General features: G+C 72.7%; 14 protein-coding genes and 2 pseudogenes. 7 read left to right on the top strand and 9 right to left on the bottom strand.

Features of this window, described 5'->3' with window-relative positions:
* Positions 1–132: 132 nt before the first annotated feature.
* Positions 133–2178: a DNA helicase RecQ gene (recQ, locus tag CCZ36_RS20880; RefSeq protein WP_128819653.1), complete on the top strand. Its 2046-nt coding sequence runs from the start codon at positions 133–135 to the stop codon at positions 2176–2178.
* A 26-nt stretch (positions 2179–2204) separates the two neighbouring features.
* Here recQ and CCZ36_RS35860 read toward each other — a convergent pair.
* The 8 genes and pseudogenes from CCZ36_RS35860 to CCZ36_RS20920 all read right to left on the bottom strand — a co-directional run.
* A pseudogene (locus CCZ36_RS35860) lies at positions 2205–2547 on the bottom strand (hypothetical protein); the annotation flags it as partial.
* Positions 2548–2768: 221 nt separating this feature from the next.
* Positions 2769–3035: a DUF4235 domain-containing protein gene (locus CCZ36_RS20890; protein ID WP_069744284.1), complete on the bottom strand. Its 267-nt coding sequence runs from the start codon at positions 3033–3035 to the stop codon at positions 2769–2771.
* 7 nt (positions 3036–3042) lie between these two features.
* Positions 3043–3519, bottom strand: a pseudogene (locus CCZ36_RS20895) (DUF3618 domain-containing protein); the annotation flags it as partial.
* Positions 3516–3935, bottom strand: a complete 420-nt coding sequence (locus CCZ36_RS20900) for a phage holin family protein (RefSeq protein WP_069744282.1) — start codon at positions 3933–3935, stop codon at positions 3516–3518. The gene CCZ36_RS20900 and the pseudogene CCZ36_RS20895, both read right to left, overlap by 4 nt.
* Positions 3936–4100: 165 nt before the next feature.
* Positions 4101–4811: a GOLPH3/VPS74 family protein gene (locus tag CCZ36_RS20905; protein ID WP_128818334.1), complete on the bottom strand. Its 711-nt coding sequence runs from the start codon at positions 4809–4811 to the stop codon at positions 4101–4103.
* The gene (gene fahA / locus CCZ36_RS20910; RefSeq protein ID WP_069736397.1) at positions 4808–6037 is read right to left on the bottom strand and encodes a fumarylacetoacetase; all 1230 of its coding nucleotides are present in this window, start codon (positions 6035–6037) and stop codon (positions 4808–4810) included. Before fahA ends, CCZ36_RS20905 begins: the two co-directional genes overlap by 4 nt.
* Before the next feature lie 171 nt (positions 6038–6208).
* Positions 6209–8203 (bottom strand): CocE/NonD family hydrolase, encoded by a 1995-nt coding sequence (locus tag CCZ36_RS20915; protein ID WP_128818335.1) that lies wholly within the window; start codon positions 8201–8203, stop codon positions 6209–6211.
* A gap of 75 nt (positions 8204–8278) precedes the next feature.
* On the bottom strand, positions 8279–9778 hold the full coding sequence (locus CCZ36_RS20920) for a peptide MFS transporter (protein WP_128818336.1): 1500 nt from the start codon (positions 9776–9778) through the stop codon (positions 8279–8281).
* Positions 9779–9937: 159 nt separating this feature from the next.
* On the opposite strand from CCZ36_RS20920, the gene CCZ36_RS20925 reads away from it, so the two are divergent.
* The 5 genes from CCZ36_RS20925 to CCZ36_RS20945 all read left to right on the top strand — a co-directional run bounded on the left by CCZ36_RS20925 (position 9938) and on the right by CCZ36_RS20945 (position 15342).
* Positions 9938–10948 (top strand): polyprenyl synthetase family protein, encoded by a 1011-nt coding sequence (locus CCZ36_RS20925; RefSeq protein WP_109196934.1) that lies wholly within the window; start codon positions 9938–9940, stop codon positions 10946–10948.
* 213 nt (positions 10949–11161) lie between these two features.
* Positions 11162–12415 carry a LolA family protein gene (locus tag CCZ36_RS20930; RefSeq protein WP_069736401.1) on the top strand — a complete coding sequence of 418 codons (1254 nt, stop codon included), beginning with the start codon at positions 11162–11164 and terminating at the stop codon, positions 12413–12415.
* A gap of 128 nt (positions 12416–12543) precedes the next feature.
* Positions 12544–13533, top strand: a complete 990-nt coding sequence (locus CCZ36_RS20935) for an ABC transporter ATP-binding protein (RefSeq protein WP_128818337.1) — start codon at positions 12544–12546, stop codon at positions 13531–13533.
* Positions 13520–14467, top strand: coding sequence for an ABC transporter permease (locus CCZ36_RS20940; protein ID WP_128818338.1), 948 nt, complete (start codon positions 13520–13522; stop codon positions 14465–14467). The genes CCZ36_RS20935 and CCZ36_RS20940 overlap by 14 nt, the downstream gene beginning before the upstream one ends.
* A 284-nt stretch (positions 14468–14751) precedes the next feature.
* Positions 14752–15342, top strand: coding sequence for a TetR/AcrR family transcriptional regulator (locus tag CCZ36_RS20945; RefSeq protein WP_069736404.1), 591 nt, complete (start codon positions 14752–14754; stop codon positions 15340–15342).
* A gap of 45 nt (positions 15343–15387) precedes the next feature.
* Here the strand turns inward: CCZ36_RS20945 and CCZ36_RS20950 are convergent, their stop codons facing one another.
* On the bottom strand, positions 15388–16686 hold the full coding sequence (locus tag CCZ36_RS20950; protein ID WP_128818339.1) for a serine/threonine-protein kinase: 1299 nt from the start codon (positions 16684–16686) through the stop codon (positions 15388–15390).
* Positions 16687–16965: 279 nt separating this feature from the next.
* On the opposite strand from CCZ36_RS20950, the gene CCZ36_RS20955 reads away from it, so the two are divergent.
* Entirely contained in the window at positions 16966–19143 is a 2178-nt protein-coding gene (locus CCZ36_RS20955) for an ATP-binding SpoIIE family protein phosphatase (protein ID WP_069736406.1), read from the top strand.
* Positions 19144–19215 lie beyond the last annotated feature (72 nt).

The following is a 19215-nucleotide window of genomic DNA, read 5'->3' on the forward strand; positions in this document are numbered from 1 at the left end:
ACGCCGGACGGTCGGCTATCCACAGACCGTCCGGCGTTGTCGTTCCCTCCGCCTATCGTGGACGGGGACGAGAGCAGGACGGGACAGGGCCGGGCGTGCGGACCCTCGGGGGACAGAGCATTGGGCGTGACCATGGATGAGACCACCGGGCCGGTGACCGGCGCCGACACGGGCGGCGAGAGCGAGGCGCGGCGCACGTTGCACCGCGTCTTCGGGTACGAGTCGTTCCGCGGCGAGCAGGGCGCGATCATCGAGCATGTGGTGGCGGGCGGCGACGCGGTCGTTCTCATGCCCACCGGCGGCGGAAAGTCCCTCTGCTACCAGATCCCGTCCCTGGTCCGGCGGGGCACCGGTGTCGTCGTCTCCCCGCTGATCGCCCTCATGCAGGACCAGGTCGACGCGCTGCGGGCGCTCGGTGTCCGGGCCGGCTTCATGAACTCCACGCAGGACTTCGACGAGCGCCGCTCGATGGAGGCGCAGTTCCTCGCGGGCGAGCTGGACATCCTCTACCTGGCGCCCGAGCGGCTGCGCCTGGACTCCACGCTCTCCCTGCTGGCCCGGGGCGAGGTCTCCGTCTTCGCGATCGACGAGGCGCACTGCGTCGCCCAGTGGGGCCATGACTTCCGCCCCGACTACCTGGCCCTGTCCGTGCTCGGCGAGCGCTGGCCGGACGTGCCGCGCATCGCGCTGACGGCGACCGCGACGAACGCCACACACGAGGAGATCACCCGCCGGCTCTCCATGCCGGACGCCAAGCACTTCGTGGCGAGCTTCGACCGGCCGAACATCCAGTACCGGATCGTGCCGAAGTCCGACCCCAAGAAGCAGCTGCTCTCCTTCCTCAAGGAGGAGCACCCCGGGGACGCGGGCATCGTCTACTGCCTCTCGCGCAATTCCACGGAGAAGATCGCGGAGTATCTGAGCCGCAACGGGGTGGAGGCCGTTCCGTACCACGCGGGCCTGGACGCCTCCACGCGCGCCGCCCACCAGGCGCGGTTCCTCCGCGAGGAGGGACTCGTCGTCGTCGCGACGATCGCGTTCGGCATGGGCATCGACAAGCCGGACGTCCGCTTCGTCGCCCATGTCGACCTGCCCAAGTCCGTCGAGGGGTATTACCAGGAGACCGGTCGCGCGGGCCGGGACGGGGATCCGTCCACGGCCTGGATGGCGTACGGACTCCAGGACGTCGTCCAGCAGCGCAAGCTCATCCAGGGCGGCGAGGGCGACGAGGCGTTCCGCCGCCGGGCCGCCTCCCACCTGGACTCCATGCTGGCCCTGTGCGAGACGGTCCAGTGCCGCCGGGCCCAGCTGCTGACCTACTTCGGCCAGGAGCCCACGGCCCCCGCCTGCGGCAACTGCGACACCTGCCTGACCCCGCCGGAGACCTGGGACGGCACGATCGCCGCGCAGAAGCTGCTCTCCACGGTGGTGCGGCTGAAGCGCGAGCGGAACCAGAAGTTCGGCGCGGGCCAGATCATCGACATCCTGCTGGGCCGCAAGACCGCCAAGGTGATCCAGTTCGACCACGACCAGCTCTCCGTCTTCGGCATCGGCGAGGAGCTGGCCGAGGCGGAGTGGCGCGGCGTGGTCCGCCAGCTGCTGGCCCAGGGCCTGCTGGCGGTCGAGGGGGAGTACGGCACGCTGGTCCTGACCGAGGAGAGCGCGACGGTGCTCGGCCGGGAGCGCGAAGTGCTGCTCCGCAAGGAGCCGAAGAAGCCCACGTCCCGGTCTTCGTCGTCCTCGTCCGGCGGAGGCAGGGGCGGCAAGGCCAAGGCCCCGGCCGACCTCCCCGAGTCCGCCGTCCCGGTCTTCGAGGCGCTGCGCGCCTGGCGCGCGGCGCAGGCGAAGGAGCAGGGCGTCCCGGCGTACGTGATCTTCCACGACGCGACGCTGCGGGAGATCGCCACCGTCCACCCGACGACGATCGGGGAGCTGGGCGGCATCAGCGGCCTGGGCGAGAAGAAGCTGGCGACGTACGGGGAGGGCGTGCTGGAGGTCCTGGCCCAGACGTCCCCGGGAGCGGCCCCGGAGGAATCGGCGGCCCCGGCTCCCGCCCCCGCGGCCCCGGCTTCCGCACCCCGTACGACGCCGCCGCCGGCCCGCCCCGAGGGCCCGGCAGCCCCGCAGCACAGCGATCCCGAGTTCGCCTGGGACGAGGAACCGCCAGAGTACGAGTGAGGGACGTACCCGGGCGGCGGGACCTGCTCCGGGCCCGTCGCCCGGCTGCGGCGGGCCGTGACTGCGGCCGGATCCAGGCCCACGGTGAACGGCACCGACACCTTCATCCGGTCGTGGAAGATCCCGGTCGAGGTGTACGCGCCGACGGCGGGTTTCCGCTCGAAGACGTAGACCACGGCTCGCCCGTCTGACCGCTCGCGCATGGAAGAGGGTCCGCGGACTCACGAAGACGAGGTTCCCGTCGATCAGCTCCGTGTGCCGAGGCAGATTCGGGAGTGTGTCCAGGTCATCGGCGGTCCAGCCGCCCTCGGGCGGGACCGTCCACCGGGCCTCGGAGGCCTCGGGTCCGATGCTCGTCATCGCTCCCATGGGGAGGAGTCTCGCGGGCCCGACCAGCGTATCCGCCGGGAACCGGATCCGGATGGCTCGAACGGGGGAACGCCTTTCGCGAGGCTGACCGGGTGCGCGTCGCCCTGCTCGTCCGGGACGCCGAGACGTCGAGGCCGGGGCGCCGGGCGCCCGGGGCCGCCGCGCTGAGCCGGGGCCCCGGGCCGGGCCGGCCTACCGGGCCCGGTAGGCCCCGCCGCGGGTCATGAAGGCCAGACGCCCGTGACGCGCCGGGTCGCCTTCGCGCCCGATCGTTCGACGGTGGCCTTGACCACGGCGAAGATCGCGCCCTGTACGGCGGCGGCGAGAAGGATCTGCCGCCACGGGCGGTCCTCGTCGAGGGCGTCGGGGGCGTCGCCCTCGCCTTCGATGACCTTCCACGTCTGTTTGAACACGGCGCTCGCGATCATGCCGCTGGCCGCGCCGAGGGCGAACCCCATCGGCTTGTACGCGATCGAGGACGCCTTCACTTGTTACCCCCCGGCCGCGGCGTAGCAACAGGAAGGCGACCAGCACCGCACCGCCCGCGAGGAGCGGGGTCCGGTTGGCGCGGGCGGCCTTCGCCACCCGGTCCGCCTTCTCCAACAGCGGGTCGGGGGTCCGGTCCACCGCGAACTGCCCCGCCCGGGCCGCGCTTTCCCGCACCTGCGTGGCGGCCTGTGCGGTCTTCTCCTGCACGGGGTCCGGAGTCCTGTCCTTCACCGCCTGCGCGGCCTGCGCAGTCTTCTCGCGGATCTGGGCGGTCGCCGATGCGGCCTGCTCCTTGACCGCCGCAGTCTTCTCGGCGGCCTGCTTCTTCGCCGCCTCGGTCTTCTCCTTCGCCTGCGCCTTGACGTCGGCCTTGCCCGCCAATGCCTCGACGGTCTGACCGAGTTCGTCGCGCGTGCGCTCGACCTGCTCGCGCAGTTCCTCGGGGGTGGGCGAACCCATCGTGTTCTGTGACTCGTCGTTCATCGGTGAGCCCTCTCCTTGACCTCGGCCAGATCGGCCTTGACGCTGTCGATGGTCTGCTCCGGCGTGGGGGTTCCGGCGCGGGCGATCTGCTTCTTCCCCGCGAGGGCGGCTGCTCCGGCCACCGCGGCCAGCACCGCCGTGACGATGAGGGCCGCCGCCCACAGAGGCAGAGCCAGAGCGAGCGCGGCGATGCAGGTCGCCACCAGGGCCTGGGCCGCCAGGATGCCGACGATCCCAGCGGTGCCGAACAGGCCGCCGCCCTTACCGAAGCGCTTGCCCTTCTCCGCCATCTCCGAACGCGCCAGCCGCATTTCCTCGCGGACCAGTTCCGAGATCTGCTGCGAGGCACGTGAGACGAGAATCCCCACCGGTTCCTCGCCGGTGGTGGTGGGGGTCTGCCGTCCGGCTGTGCTCATGAGGTCACCGGGTCCTTCCCTGTCGGCATCGGCACGTGGAAGCGGAGTGCCGCGACGGAATCTCCGCATCCGGATGTGTGCTGCTCTCGCCCGGGTACCCGCCAACCACATTCGCACCCGTCCCCACCGCGAGGAGCGTCCCACCGACACGCGCAGGCTCGTCCGTCAGTCCCCGCCCCCTCCGCAGCCGCCACCCCCGCCCCCGTCGCTCCAGCCGCCGCTGTCGCTGCTTCCGCCGCTGGACTGGTTCTGGCGGACGTTGTGGTGGACCGCCGAGGCGAACCACAGGGCGCGGCGTGCGGTCTTCATCGCCAAGCGGCCCTCGCGGCCGGCCGTGGTGAGGGTGCCGGCCAGGCCCGTCGCCGAGACGAGGCCCGCCAGGGCGCGGCTGCGCTGGTCGGGGAAGCCCCGGGCCTCCGCCTGGCCGAAGCGCCACCGGGTCGCGCCCGTCAGGTCGGGGTCGCCCGGGAAGTGGCGCTGGTAGCGGAAGACGCCGAGGAAGCGGCGGGTCTCGCGGCGCAGGAGGCCGCGTTCGATCAGGTGGTCCAGGTGGCGTTCCTCGGCGTTGCGGCCGTACAGCCGGATCCACGCCTTGGCGCTGGTCCCCGGGCGGAAACGCTTCTTCTTGCCGGACGGCGGGTCCAGCGTGGCCAGCAGCGAGGCGAGCAGCGGGTGGGCCGGGTCCAGAGGGTTGACCACCTGGACCCGCCCGCGTTCCTCGCGTATCCGGCCCTGGAGCTCCAGCTCCGCGAGGACCGCGCCCGCCGTGCCGTACCGCAGATGCGTGCGGTCGCAGAGCGGCTTGCCGCGCTCGGGGTCCAGCGTCAGCAGGAGCAGTTCCTCGGGCAGGGTCAGGGCGGATGCGTCGTGCGTCATGGAGCGGTGACGATCCTTCCGGTGACGTCGCCGAGGCCGACGCGGGTGCCGTGCGGGCCGGGGGCCCAGGCGGTCAGCGTGACCGTGTCGCCGTCCTCCAGGAACGTCCGCTTCCCCTCGGCCAGTTCGAGCGCGTCGCGGCCGTTCCAGGTCAGCTCCAGGAGCGAGCCGCGCTGGGCCGGCTCGGGGCCGCTGACCGTGCCGGAGCCGTACAGGTCGCCGGTGCGCAGCGACGCGCCGTTCACCGTCATGTGCGCGAGCTGCTGGGCCGCCGTCCAGTACATCGAGGCGAACGGCGGCTCGGCGACGACCTGGCCGTTGATCTCGACGGTGATCCGGATGTCGAAGCCGCCCGGCTCCTCGTCCTCGGCGTCGTCGAGGTAGGGGAGGAGAGGGAAGTCGCGTGCCGGCGGCGCGGTGCGGGCCGCGTCCAGGGCTTCCAGCGGGGTGACCCAGGCGGAGACGGAGGTGGCGAAGGACTTCCCGAGGAACGGGCCGAGCGGCACGTACTCCCAGGCCTGGAGGTCGCGCGCGGACCAGTCGTTGAGGAGGGAGAGCCCGAAGACGTGCTCGCGGAAGTCGGCGAGCGGGACCGGGGTGCCGTGCGCGGAGGGTACGCCGACGACGAAGCCCACCTCGGCCTCGATGTCGAGCTTCACCGAGGGCCCGAAGACGGGCGCCGGGTCGGTGGGGGCCTTGCGCTGGCCGCTGGGGCGTACGACGTCCGTCCCGGAGACCACGACGGTGCCGGAGCGCCCGTGGTATCCGATCGGCAGGTGTTTCCAGTTGGGGGTGAGCGCGTCGCCGTCCGGCCGGAAGATCCTGCCCACGTTGGTGGCGTGGTGCTCGCTGGCGTAGAAGTCGACGTAGTCCGCCACCTCGTACGGCAGGTGGAGGGTGACCGCGTCCACCGGGTGCAGCAGCGGCTCGATGTCCGCGCGGTGGGCGGGGACCGTCAGCCAGGCGGTGAGCGCGCGGCGCACATCGCTCCAGGCGGTGCGGCCCGCCGCGAGCAGCGGCGTCAGGCTCGGCCGGTCCAGCAGCCCCGCGTACGGGGAGCCCAGCGCGTGGGCGGCGGCGCCGGCGTCCAGGACGTGGTTGCCGATGCGGACGCCGACCCGGCGCACGTCGGGGTGGTCGGGGGTGGAGAACACACCGTACGGAAGGTTGTGCGGGCCGAAGGGGTCGCCCTCGGCCAGATCGAGCGGGCTGCTCTGCTCGGGCATGTGGTGCTGCCTCGCTTTCCAGGTCGCGTTGGGGGACACGTTACGTCGGGGCTCCTACCCAGCGGCAGTGCCCTGACCATCCCCAACTGTGCGTATTGCCCGGAAAGTTCACCGGTTACCGTCGGTTCCCCCGGAAATCCGGGGGAACCGAGCGGGAAACAAGGCAGCCGCTCAGCCCGCCGTGCGCGGGATCCGCTTCTCCCAGGTGCGGTGGAAGACGACTTCCTCGCCGTCCTTGCAGATCACCTCGTCGGAGGTGATGAAGTCGTGCTCGTCGGCCGCGATCTCGGAGCGGGTCTCGATGCGGACGTCCCAGGGCATCTCCGGCCGGTGCAGCCGGATCGCCCAGTCGCTGCGGGTCCGTGCGGAGAGCGGGTCGTCCTGCTGGATCGTGTACGTCTCCAGGGCGTCCTCGGTGAATTCGAGGCCGTCGGGGTAGACGCGCGTACCGCCGTAGCGGGGGTCGACCTCCAGGCGCCACTCGCCCTTGGCGACATCGCGGACGACGAGCCGTTCCGGGCGCGGCTCCTCCAGGGTGACCGGGTGGACGACGCCGAGCGGTTCGGACTGTTCCGGTTCTCCGAAGGTGATCCCCGGGTCCTCGGTGTGGCGGCGCACCGGAAGTTCGACGAAGCTCCCGTCGGCGTCGAGCGTGAAGCCCGCCGAGCCGGCCTGCGGCCAGATCCAGGGCCAGTAGGCGGAGGAGATCGCGATCCGGATGCGGTGGCTGGGCGGGAAGGTGTGGCCGATGCCGTTGAGGTCGAAGACCACGTCCTCGGTCTCGCCGGGCGTCCAGTCGTCGGTGCGGTCGCGGCCGTTGCGGGCGGCGAGGTTGAGGACGCCCCGGGTGACGAGCGTCGAGGCGCCGTCCGGGGCGACGTCGCAGAGCCGGGCGATCGCCTGGCCGCGGGAGGCGTCCATCCGGAGGCGGAGCTTCACCCGGGGGCGGCCCAGGATCTCGATCGGTGCCTCCGTGACCGGGAATTCGAACGACACCGACTTGGCGTCCTCGTCCCGCTGGTCCGGGGGCAGATCCGCGTCGTTGCCGAACGGGAAGAAGCGGCCCGCGTCCAGCCCGGTCTGCTGCGGCGAGGCGACGATCCGCTCGCCGCCCTGGAGGGCGTACGCCACCGGGGTCACGTTCTCCGAGGGCCAGGAGGCGTCCCCTACCCAGCGGCCGGGCAGCGTTTCGTACACCGTGGCGGGCGGGTGCGAGCCGCTGATCCAGGACCGCAGCAGCGGCTCCCGCATCACGCCCGTCTCCTTGCCCTTGAGGTGCTGGTCCCACCAGCGCAGCGTCTCCTGGAGGAAGCCGATCGCGGGCCCCGGCGGCAGCCCCCGGTCCGGGTACTGGTGCGACCACGGGCCGATGATCCCGCGCACCTGCCCCGGGTCGAGGTGTTCCACCAGCCGCAGGACGGTGTCGCGGTACGGGTCGTGCCAGCCGCCGACCGCGAGGACGCTCGCCTTGATCGCGCCGTAGTCCTCGCAGACGCTGCCGTGCTTCCAGTAGGCGTCGCGGCTCTGGTGGGCGAGCCAGGTGTGGCTGAAGGGCTCGACGGCCGCCAGCCGCTTCAGCCACATCTCCTTCCAGTCGTCGCCGACCTGCGCGGGGTCCGGCGGGCGGCAGACGAAGGCGAGCATGGTGGCGGCCCAGGCGTGCATGTCCACGGCGAGGACCGAGCCGCCCATGTAGTGCACGTCGTTGTCGTAGCGGTCGTCGGCAGAGCAGACGGTGACGATCGCCTTCAGCGGCTCGGGGGCGAGCGCGGCGATCTGGAGCGAGTTGAAGCCGCCCCAGGAGATCCCGAACATCCCGACCCGGCCCGAGCACCACTCCTGCTGCGCCAGCCAGTGGATGACCGCGACCCCGTCCTCCAGCTCCTGCGCGTCGTACTCGTCGCCCGGCAGCCCCTCGCTGTTCCCGTGCCCCCGGACGTCGACCCGTACGGAGGCGTAGCCGTGGCCCGCGTACCAGGGGTGGCGCTGCCAGTCGCGCGGCGCGGTCCAGTCGCTCAGCCGGTAGGGCAGGTACTCCAGCAGGGCGGGGACCGGTTCGTCGGTCAGCGGCCGCCAGATCCGGGCGTAGAGCAGAGTGCCGTCGGCCAGCGGGATACGGACGTCCTCGTGGGTGGTCTCGTACGGGAACTCGGTCGTGATGTTCATGGGATCACCTCGGTGGGGGACGGGGTGCTTCGAGCGGGCGTGCGGGCAGGGGGCGGGGCGTGTGAGGTGGACGGGTCAGTGGACGGGGTGCATCGTGCGCTTCAGCCAGGGCGCGGCCAGGATCATCGCCACACCGGCCGCCACGGCGATGGCTCCGTTGACGCCGAAGTACGCGGGGTTGGAGACCTCGCCGTACAGCTTCACGATCTGGGCCTGGATTCCGTTGGCCAGGGCGAGGGAGAGGAACCACAGGGCCATCGTCTGGCTGGCGAACGCCTTCGGGGCGAGCTTGGTCGTGGCGGACATGCCGGAGGTCTCCAGCAGGATGTCGCCGAGCCCGAGCAACAGGTAGGACCCGACGATCCACCAGGCGGCCATCCGGTACACGTCGTCGGCGTGACCGGAGGTCGGCAGGACCATCAGCAGGAAGGAGAGTCCGCCGAGGATCACCCCGAACGCGATCTTGTTGGAGGCGTGCGGCTGGCGAGGGCCCATCTTCACCCAGACCGCGGCGACGACCGGGGCGAGCGCGACCTCGAAGGCGCCGAGGGCGGAGGCGTACCAGCTGGCCGGGAAGGTGAAGCCGAGGATCTCGGTCCGGGCGTTCGTCGACGCGAGCAGAATCATCGTCGAGTACGCCTGGAAGAGGATGAAGTTGAAGACGACGGACCCGAGGAAGAGGACGACGTACGGGCGGAGCCTGCCGCGTTCCTCGGCGGTGACGCGGGGGGAGCGGAACATCACCACGAAGTAGACGACCGGCGCGATCACCGAGATGACGGTGAGCACGTCGACGAACCGGTCCATCGTCAGCCACCCCGCCAGGGCCAGCGCGGTGGCGGCGAGGGCGACCACGACCGCCCCGCCGACGATCAGCAGGACCGCGCGGCGCATCGCGTCGGGGGCCAGCGCGAACTCGGCCGCGTGCTTACGCCCGGCCAGGTGACGTCGGCCCACGACGTACTGGATCAGGCCGAAGGTCATGCCGATCGCGGCCGCCGAGAAGCCCCAGTGCCAGCTCCAGTGCTCGCCGAGCCAGCCGGTGATCAGCGGTCCGGCGAACGCGCCGATGTTGATGCCCATGTAGTAGAGGGCGAAGCCGGCGTCGCGCCGTTCGTCGTCGGTGCGGTAGAGCTTGCCGACCATGGAGGCCACATTCGGCTTGAGCAGGCCCGTTCCGGCGCTGATCAGGCCGAGGCCCACCCAGGTCATGGCGTCGGTGGGGACGGCCATGGAGTAGTGGCCGCAGGCGATGAGGATGCCGCCGTACAGCACGGCCCGGTACGAGCCGAGGATCCGGTCGGCCAGCCAGCCGCCCGCCACGGAGACCAGATAGACCAGCGTCCCGTAGGCGGCGGCGACGGAGGCGGCGGTGCCGGGGTCCATGGCCATGCCGCCGTTCGCCACGGTGTCGGCGAAGAACAGCACCAGGATGGCCTGCATGCCCAGGAACGAGAACCGCTCCCAGACCTCCAGGCCCGACAGGGTCATCAGCCCCCGCGGCTGCCCGAAGAAGGCGTGGTCGTCCTCGGGCGGGGGCTGGGCCGGCTCGGTGGCGGCGCTGCTGTGGGACAAAGCGGAGACTCCTGATCGTATGAGCTGATCCCGAACATACCGGCGGTCATGGGAAGCCGCCCACGGTGATCCATAGCGGACCGGATACGCTGAAGTTGCCAGGAGAGACAGCGACACATCGACATTGAGTGTGATCGTCAGCAGACAGGAGATGCTCCCGTGACCGTCGTCGGGTCGTTCGGACTGCACGTGCGGGACCAGGCTCTTGAGGCCGATGTCCAGTCGGGGCTGGCCGCTGTCGAGGCAGGGCTGCTCGAAGCCACCAAGAGCGATGTCCCCTTCATCACGGACGCCGCCCAGCACCTGTTGCGTGCGGGGGGCAAGAGGTTCCGTCCCTTGCTGGTCATGCTCGCGTCACAGTTCGGGGATCCCGACGCGCCGGGAGTCGTCCCCTCGGCCGTCGTCGTCGAGCTGACCCACCTGGCCACGCTGTACCACGACGACGTGATGGACGAGGGCGACGTGCGGCGCGGGGTGCCCAGCGCCAACACCCGCTGGGGCAACTCGGTCGCCGTCCTCACCGGCGACTTCCTCTTCGCCCGCGCCTCCCACATCCTGGCCGACCTCGGCCCCGAGGCCGTCCGGATCCAGGCCGAGGCCTTCGAGCGGCTCGTCACCGGCCAGATCCTGGAGACCGCGGGCCCGCGCGACGGCCGCGACCCGGTCGACCACTACCTGGACGTGCTGAGCGGCAAGACCGGTTCGCTGGTCGCCGTCTCCGGCCGGTTCGGGGCGATGATGTCCGGCGCCGACGAGCGGACCGTGGACGTCCTCACCCAGTACGGGGAACGGCTCGGCATCGCCTTCCAGCTCGCCGACGACGTCCTCGACATCGCCTCCGACTCCCACGAGTCCGGCAAGACCCCCGGCACCGACCTGCGCGAGGGCATCCCGACGCTCCCGGTCCTGCGGCTGCGCGCCCAGGCGGCGGCCGACGGCAAGCCCGACGACCTGGAGCTCGTCGAGCTGCTCGACGGGGACCTGAGCAGCGACGAAGCCCTGGCCGAGGTGCTGCGCCGGCTGCGCGCCCACCCGGCGCTGGAGCAGGCCCGCCAGGACACCGTGCGCTACGCCCAGGAGGCGCGCGCCACGCTCGCCCCCCTGCCCGAGGGGTACGCGAAGGCCGCGCTGGAGGAGCTGTGCGACGCGGTGGTGCACCGCGCCGGCTGAGGCCGTGCCCGGCCGCATCCGGCCCTGCCCCCCCGCCGTCGCCTGACGCGCTGTCACCGAGTGGCCCACCCCTACGGGACGGCGTACACGCCCCCTCCGGTTGTCATACCGGAGCAGTAGGCGGAGTTGATTCCCCGGGCTGACGCTTCGGACCGTCCGATTTGGTCAGATGGTTACCAACGGAAGCCGCCGACCACGGAGGTAGGGCACACCATGGCACCGAACGACAGCGCAGAGACCACCGGAGAGGCCACGGGCACTGTCGTGGGCCGCCGGAAGGCGGCGCGCTACATCGTCCCCGTCGCGGTCGCGGGGGTGGCGGCCGCGACCATCGGACTCGTCCCGGCGCTCGCGAGCCCGGGCGACCCCGACCTGCCGAAGATCAGCGCACAGGAACTCATCGAGAGGATCGCCGCCTCCGACGAGGAGCAGCTCTCCGGCACGTTCAAGATCAGCACGGACCTGGGCCTGCCCCTCGATGGCCTCGCGGGCTCGTTCGTACCGGGCGGCGCGGCCGGGGACAAGGACGGCGGCGCGGCGGCCCCGCAGGACAAGCTCATGGAGCTGACGTCCGGCACGCACACGCTGCGGGTGGCCGCCGACGGCCCGGAGCGGCAGAAGCTCTCCATCCTCGGGGACGCCTCCGAGTACAGCCTCATCCACAACCAGGGCGAGGTCTGGGCGTACGACAGCAAGTCCGACGAGGTCTACCACGCCGAGGCGCCCGAGGGCCGGGACGGCAGCCACGCGGAGAAGGCCCCGAAGGCTCCCGAGGGTGCTCCGGCCACCCCGAAGGACTTCGCCGAGCAGGCGCTCGCGGCGGCCGGGGACACCACCTCGGTGACCGTGGACGGCACGGCGCAGGTCGCCGGGCGGGACGCGTACCAGCTGCTGATCAAGCCGAAGCAGTCCGGTTCGACGATCGGCTCGGTCCGGATCGCGGTGGACGCCGAGAACGGCGTACCGCTGAAGTTCACCCTGTCCGCGGCGAGCGGCGGCAAGGCGGTCGTCGACGCCGGGTTCACCAAGGTCGACTTCTCCAGGCCCGCCGCGTCCACGTTCGACTTCACCCCGCCCAAGGGCGCCAAGGTGACCGAGGCCGACGAGCTGGAGACCGGCAAGGACGAGCGCGGCGCGATGCAGAAGGCGCTGCCCGGACAGCTGGCCGAGCTGGACGGTCTCGCGGACGAGGGCGGCTTCAACGTCATCGGGGAGGGCTGGACCTCGATCGCCGAGATCAAGTCCCCCGGCGGCAAGGGCCTCCCCGAGGCGGGCTCGGGCGACATGCCGGCCGAGGCGCAGGGCTTCCTCGACGCGCTCGGCGACAAGGTCACCGGGAAGTTCGGTTCGGGCACGGTCTTCAAGACGCGCCTGGTCAACGCCCTGCTGACGGACGACGGATCGGTGTACGTCGGAGCGGTGACGAAGGACGCGCTGGTGCGTGCGGCCGACGCCGCCGCGAAGTAGAACCTTGTCCGGGGCACCCGGACACCCGGCCGCCGCGGCCCCCACGCACCCGCGTGGAGGCCGCGGCGGCCCCCGTCCCTGCTGAACCGCGCTCACTCACCCGCGCTCACGGAGAGGTGCGACCGCCCATGACGGACACCGAGGCCGAGGCCGGCATCCCCGCGCCGTACGCGCCCCCCGCCGTCCCCGTCATCCGCACCCGTGGCCTGACCAAGCGCTACCGGGGCGGCCGGCTCGCCGTGGACGGCCTCGACCTGACCGTGCCCGCCGGCAGCGTCTTCGGCTTCCTCGGCCCCAACGGCTCCGGGAAGACCACCACGATCCGGATGCTGATGGGCCTCATCGACCCGACGTCCGGCACCGCCGAGGTGCTCGGCCGCCCGATGCCGGTGGGCGCCCGTGCGGTGCTGCCGGAGGTCGGCGCGCTGATCGAGGGGCCCGCGCTGTACGGCTTCCTGAACGGCCGGGACAACCTCCTGCGGTACGACCGGGCCGACCCCACCGCCGACCCGCGCACCCGCCGGGCCCGCGTCGGGACGGCCCTGGAGCGGGTCGGGCTCGCCGCCGCCTCCGGGAAGAAGGCCAAGGCGTACTCGCTCGGCATGAAGCAGCGTCTGGGCCTGGCCGCCGCCCTGCTCCGGCCGCGCCGGCTGCTGGTCCTGGACGAGCCGACCAACGGCCTCGACCCGCAGGGCATGCGCGAGATCCGTCTCCTGGTGCGGGAGCTGGCGGCCGAGGGCACCACGGTGTTCCTCTCCTCCCACCTCCTGGACGAGATCGAACAGGTCTGCACGCACGCGGCGGTGATGGCCCGGGGCCGGCTGATCGTCCAGGGCCCGGTCGCCGACCTCGCCGCGAGCGCCCGGGGCCGGCTCGCCGTCACCACCCCCGACCCCGGGGACGCCGCCCGCATCCTCAAGGAGCACGGGCTCACCGGCCTGAGCACCGACGGCGACCGGCTGACCGCCGACGCCCCGCCCGCCGCCGTGGACCTGGCCGACCTCAACGCGGCGCTGGTGGGCGGCGGGGTACGGGTGCGGTTCTTCGGTGTCGAGCGGGGTTCGCTGGAGGACGCCTTCGTCGCACTCACGGGAGAGGGATTCGATGTCGCAGGCTGAGAGGTCGCAGGTTGAGAGGTCGCAGCCTGGGAGGCCGCAGGCTGAGCAGGTCACACCTCCAAAGAGCGCGGGACGCCGCCCCCGTAACCCGCTCGGGGCGCCGGGCCTCCTGGGCTCCGAGATCACCACGCTGCTGCGCCGCCACCGCACCTACGCCCTGCTCGCCGTCCTCGCCGCCGTCCCCGTCCTCATCGGGATCGCGGTCCGGATCGAGACGGGCGGCGGCGGTGGTGGCGGGGAGGGCGGTCCGGACGGCGGGGCGGGCCCGGCCTTCCTCGCCCAGGTCACCAACAACGGCTTCTTCCTGGTCTTCGCCGCGCTGGCCGCGACGCTGCCGGTCTTCCTGCCGATGGCCGTCGGCGTCGTCGCGGGCGACGCGATCGCCGGCGAGGCGAGCAGCGGCACCCTGCGCTATCTCCTGGTCGCCCCGGCGGGCCGGACCCGGCTGCTGCTGGTGAAGTACGCCTCCGTCCTCGTCTTCTGCCTGATCGCGACCCTCGTCGTGGCGGTGTCGGCGCTGGCGGTGGGCGCGCTGCTGTTCCCGGTGGGGGACGTCACCACGATCTCGGGGACCCGGATCGGCTTCGGCGAGGGGCTGGTGCGGGCGGCGCTGACCGCGCTGGTCGTGGCGGTGTCCCTGGCCGGGTTCGCCGCGATCGGGCTGTTCGTCTCGACGCTGACCGGCAGCGGGATCGGCGCGATGGCGGCTACGGTCGGACTGCTGATCACGGTGCAGATCCTGGACGGCATTCCGCAGCTGAGCGGCGTGCACCCGTATCTGTTCGCGCACTACTGGATGTCGTTCGCCGACGTCCTGCGCGAGCCGGTCCACTGGGACGACCTGAGCAAGAACTTCCAGTTGCAGGGGCTGTACGTCGCGGTGTTCGGCGCGGCGGCCTGGGCCCGCTTCACGGCCAAGGACATCACGGCGTAAGGGCAAGACGGCGCAAGGTAGTACGGCGTAATGACGTCACGTCGTCAGGGGCGGCCCGGCGGATTGCGCAAGGTGGCCTGGCCGGATCGGATCGGCGGGGTCCGCACGCGCCGTCGGCCGGGCGAGCCGTCCCCCGATCGGCTCGTCGCGGCACGAACGGCACGAACGGTGCGGACAATGGGAACGACACGACACGGTACGTTCCGTTTCCGCCTGGGTATTGTTCGGTCTTTGGCGACGAGATGTCAACAAGAGATTGGCTGGAACCCCCCTATGCTCACCGAATGATCACATCGCCGAGCAGTGTGCGACGTAGCGAACGATCACGCCGCGCGATCCTGCGGTCCGCCCTCGACCTCTGTACGGAGCGCGGGTACGGGCACGTCACGATAGAGGCCATCGCGGCCGAAGCGGGAGTCAGCAAGAAGACGATTTATCGCTGGTGGCCCTCGAAGGGCGCGGTGCTGCTGGAGGCGTTCACGGACGCGCTGATCGACGCCACCCCGTTCGTCGACACCGGCGACATCGGCGCCGACCTGCGCTCGCACGTCGCCGGCGCGGTGAAGCTGCTCTCGGTCCCGCCCTTCGGACCCGCCTACGCGGGCATCCTCTCCGAGCTGCACCACGACGACCGCCTGGCCCAGCAACTGCGGGAAGAGCTCGTCGACCCGCGCGTCGAGGAGGCGATCGGCCGGCTCCGCAGCGCCCAGGAACAGGGCCAGATCCCGCCCGGCGCGGACCTCCCGCTGGCCGTGGAGATGCTGTACGGCCCCGTCTACTACCGCCATGTGCTGCGCAAGCCGGCCCAGGACGAGGAGACGATCGCCACACTGGTGGACCACGTCCTGCGGTCGCTGCGCGCGCCGGGGTACTGACGCGCCGGCCCGGAGGACCTGCGCGCTGCCCGGGTGACCGGCGCGCTAGAGGAAGCACTCCAGGATCAGCGGCAGGTCCTCCAGCCACGCCTGGAGGCGCGACCGCCTGCGGGCGGCGAGGACGCACGGGTGGGCCGTGCCGTAGTGCGGGTGGACGACGACCTGGAGGTGCTTGGGGCCCTCGGCCGCATACGTCACGGTGCGGATCTCGGCCCAGGAGTACTGCGTCTCCGCACCGACCGGACCCAGCGTGATGCCCGTGGCGTCGATCAAGAGGGAACTGCCCTGGCCGAGCGCCACGAACGTGAGGTCGGCGTCGTCCGGCGCGCCGCCGACCGGGGCGAGTTCGGTCGGGATCTGGTGCGGCAGAAGGTAATCGGACGGGGCCGGGTACGGCAGCGGGCCGTTGGGCGGGGCCTGGTGCGGGGGCTGCTGCTGGTACGGCGGCGGGAAGGCGTTGGACGGGGCGTACGCCGGTGGCGGCGGCATCACCACGGCGACGGTCGGGGCGTACGCAGCCCCGGGCGGGGACGGCACCGCGTCCGGGACGAACAGGTCCAGCAGGTCCGCCGGTGCGGGCCGCTCCTCCGGGGCCTTGGCCAGGCACGCGGCGAGGACCGGCCGCAGCTCTTCCGGCACGGCGTCCAGGTCCGGCGGCTCGTGCACCGAGCGGTACATCAGGCCCATCGGCGTACCCGCCCCGAACGCGCTGCCGCCCGCCGCCGCGACGAGCACCGCGCCCAGCGCGAACACGTCGGCGGCCCCGTCGACCTCCTGCCCCTGGGCCTGCTCCGGCGCCAGGAACCCCGGGGTGCCGAAGGCCGTACCGGTGGCCGTCAGCCGGGTCGACTCCAGCGCCCGCGCGATGCCGAAGTCCAGGACCCGGGGGCCGTCCGGCGCCATGATGATGTTGCCGGGCTTCAGATCGCGGTGCACCAGCCCGCAGCCGTGGATCGCCGCCAGCGCCTCGGCCAGCGCCGCGCCGAGCCGTCGCAGCCGCGCCTCGTCCATCGGGCCCTCGGCCTCCAGGAGCGCGGAGAGGGTGGGCCCGGGAATGTACGCCGTGGCCAACCAGGGCGCCGCCGCGTCCGGGTCCGCGTCCACCACGGGGGCCGTGTGGAAGCCGCCCACACTCCGCGCGGCCGCCACCTCGGCCCGGAACCGCTCCCGGAAGTGCGGGTCGCCCGCGAGCTCCGGGCGGGCCACCTTCACGGCCACCGCCCGCCCGCCACGGGAGCGTGCCAGATAGACGGTGCCCATTCCACCGGCACCCAACTCCCGCTCCACGATGTAGCCACCGATACGTTCCGGCAGATTCACGCCGCCCGCCGCCCCGTGCTCCATACGCTGTACGCCCCCTCGCGCTCCGGCGGATCAGTATGACGCAGGCCCGGGCGGGGTCCCGGCGGGAGCCTTCGCCGAACGGTCGCCCACGCGGTACGCCCCGGCAGTCGGGGCGCGCTGCTCACCGTGGACCGGGACTGGCCCCCGCCGCCCCCGGCACGCGTGTCGTCACACCCCTGCCGCCCTCCGGTGGCCGGGTCCGGTGCGGCGGGTGATGCTGGTCCGGCGCGTGTCGGAACCGGTACTCCGGCGGGCCGGAGGCGGAGGGCGGGTGGATCCGTGGTGGACAGCGAGACCCCGGCCGGGCCCGGGCAGGCCGTGAGGCCGGGAGGCGGCTTCGACGAGGCGCTTCTCGCGACGCTGTTCTCCCAGTCCGCCGTCGGCCTCGTCGTGCTCGACCCGCAGCTCAGACTCGTACGCGCCAACTCCCTCGTCGAGGGCGTGGGGACCCGGGAGGACGTCGGCCGGCCGATCGCCGAGGTCGTCCGGCTCGACGACCCGGACGGCTACGAGCAGCTCATGAAGCGAGTGCTGGCCGGTGAGGGCCCGGTGCGCGACCACCTCGTACGGGGCCGACTGCGGCGGATCGCCGGTGACCGGCAGTTCCTGACCTCCCTCTACCGCCTGCACGGCCCGGACGGTCCCGACGCCCCCGCCCTCGGCCTGGTGGTCGCGGTCGTCGACGTCACCGAGCGGGAACGGGCCCGGGCTCGGGAGGCCGCGCTCGCCGCCGTGCGGGACGCGGTCGGCGGCTCCCTCGACGTCGCCACCACCTGCCGTGACTTCGCCGACGCCCTGGCGCCCGGATTCGCCGACCTCGCCGTCGTGGAGGTGGTGGACGACGTCCTGCGCGGCGTCGAGCCGCCCGTGGGCCCGATGCCGCCCGCAACCCCGCTGCGCCGCGCCGCCAGCGGCCGGTGCGACGCCGTCCGGGACGCGGTGGCGAGCGGGAGCGGTGCCCGGGAGCGGGCGGCGGGTACCACCCGCCACCTCCCCGTCCGTACGCCGTACGCGCTCGCCGCCGCCGATCTGCGGGCCCGGCTCGTCCCGCTCGGGCCCGACACCCCCTGGCTCGGCACCGACCCGGACGGGGCGCGCGCCGTCGCGGAGACCAGCGCACACTCCCTGATCGTCGTGCCCCTCACGCTGCGGGGAGCCGTCCTCGGACTGGTCAGCCTCTACCGGTGCGGGGCCTCCGAACCCTTCGACGAGGACGACGTCTCCCTGGCCGTCACGGCGGCCACCCGCGCGTCCCTCGCCATCGACAACGCCCGCCGCTACGAACGCGAGCACGTCGTCGCCTCGACGGTCCAGCGGCGGCTGCTCCCGCAGGCCGAGCGGCGGCAGGCCGCCGTCGAGACCGCGCACGTCCTGCTGCCCGGCCGGGACAGCGGCTGCTGGTTCGACACCATCGCCCTGTCCGGCGCCCGTACCGCGCTCGTCGTCGGCGGCGTCGCGGGCGAGGGCCTCCAGTCGGCCATCGCCATGGGCCAGTTGCGTACGGTCATCCAGGCGCTGGCCGGTCTCGACCTGGAGCCGGAGGAGGTCCTCGCCCGGCTCAAGGACACCGCCGACCGCCTCGCCCATGAACGCGCCTCGCTGCCGCCCGCCGACGGCCTCCACGGCGAACCCCTCAGCGCGGGCTGCGTCTACGGCGTGTACGACCCGTTCACCCGTACCTGCACCGTCGCCCGCGCCGGGCACCCCGCTCCGCTGATCGTCGGCCCCGACGGGCGGGCGGTTCCCCTCGACGTACCGGAGGGGCCCGGGCTCTTCTCCGCCGACAGCGCCCTCTTCGCCCCCGCCGCCGTCACCCTGGAGGAGGGCAGCCTCCTCGCGTTCTGCACCGCCGAGGTGCTCTCCGGCGACCGTGCCCCCGAACGCATCACCCAGGCCCTCGCCCGGCCGGGCCGCAGCCTCCAGCAGCTCGGCGACGACATCGTGTACGCGCTGCCGGACGACACCCGCGCCGCCGGTGCTGCCCTGCTCCTGGCGCGTACGGGTACGGTCTCCGACCACCTGGTCGCCACCTGGGACCTCGCCGACGAGGCCACGACGCCCGCCACCGCCCGGGTGCTCGTCCGCGACCGGCTCCAGGACTGGGGCCTGGACGAGGACACCGTGGACGCGACCGAGCTGATCGTCAGCGAGCTCGTCACCAACGCGGTCCGCTACGGCACCCCGCCGCTGCGGCTGCGCGTTCTGCTGGATTCCACGCTCACCTGCGAGGTCCACGACGGCTCGACGGCCGCCCCGCACCTGCGGCACGCCCGGACCGTCGACGAGGGCGGCCGGGGCCTGTTCATCGTCTCCCGCCTCGCCTCCCACTGGGGAGCCCGCCACGGGCCGGACGGCAAGGTGCTGTGGACGGAGCAGGAGTTGCCGGACGGCCCGCCGGACCCGGTGACCCCGGCGGCTCCGGTGGCTCCGGCAGATCCGGCGGTTCCGGCCGGCTGAATCGCTCCCGGCGCGGCGGCAGCGCCCGCGCCAGTGCCCGCCGATCGCGCGGAGCGGCCCGTGTCGCGCACA

This window comes from Streptomyces sp. S063 (assembly GCF_002832675.1).
Classification (GTDB): domain Bacteria; phylum Actinomycetota; class Actinomycetes; order Streptomycetales; family Streptomycetaceae; genus Streptomyces; species Streptomyces sindenensis.

Coding starts and splice junctions, on each gene's coding strand:
- recQ (WP_128819653.1), top strand. CDS start 133: ATGGATGAGACCACCGGGCCGGTGACCGGCGCCGACACGGGCGGCGAG.
- CCZ36_RS20900 (WP_069744282.1), bottom strand. CDS start 3,935: ATGAGCACAGCCGGACGGCAGACCCCCACCACCACCGGCGAGGAACCG.
- CCZ36_RS20905 (WP_128818334.1), bottom strand. CDS start 4,811: ATGACGCACGACGCATCCGCCCTGACCCTGCCCGAGGAACTGCTCCTG.
- fahA (WP_069736397.1), bottom strand. CDS start 6,037: ATGCCCGAGCAGAGCAGCCCGCTCGATCTGGCCGAGGGCGACCCCTTC.
- CCZ36_RS20915 (WP_128818335.1), bottom strand. CDS start 8,203: ATGAACATCACGACCGAGTTCCCGTACGAGACCACCCACGAGGACGTC.
- CCZ36_RS20930 (WP_069736401.1), top strand. CDS start 11,162: ATGGCACCGAACGACAGCGCAGAGACCACCGGAGAGGCCACGGGCACT.
- CCZ36_RS20935 (WP_128818337.1), top strand. CDS start 12,544: ATGACGGACACCGAGGCCGAGGCCGGCATCCCCGCGCCGTACGCGCCC.
- CCZ36_RS20940 (WP_128818338.1), top strand. CDS start 13,520: ATGTCGCAGGCTGAGAGGTCGCAGGTTGAGAGGTCGCAGCCTGGGAGG.
- CCZ36_RS20945 (WP_069736404.1), top strand. CDS start 14,752: ATGATCACATCGCCGAGCAGTGTGCGACGTAGCGAACGATCACGCCGC.
- CCZ36_RS20950 (WP_128818339.1), bottom strand. CDS start 16,686: ATGGAGCACGGGGCGGCGGGCGGCGTGAATCTGCCGGAACGTATCGGT.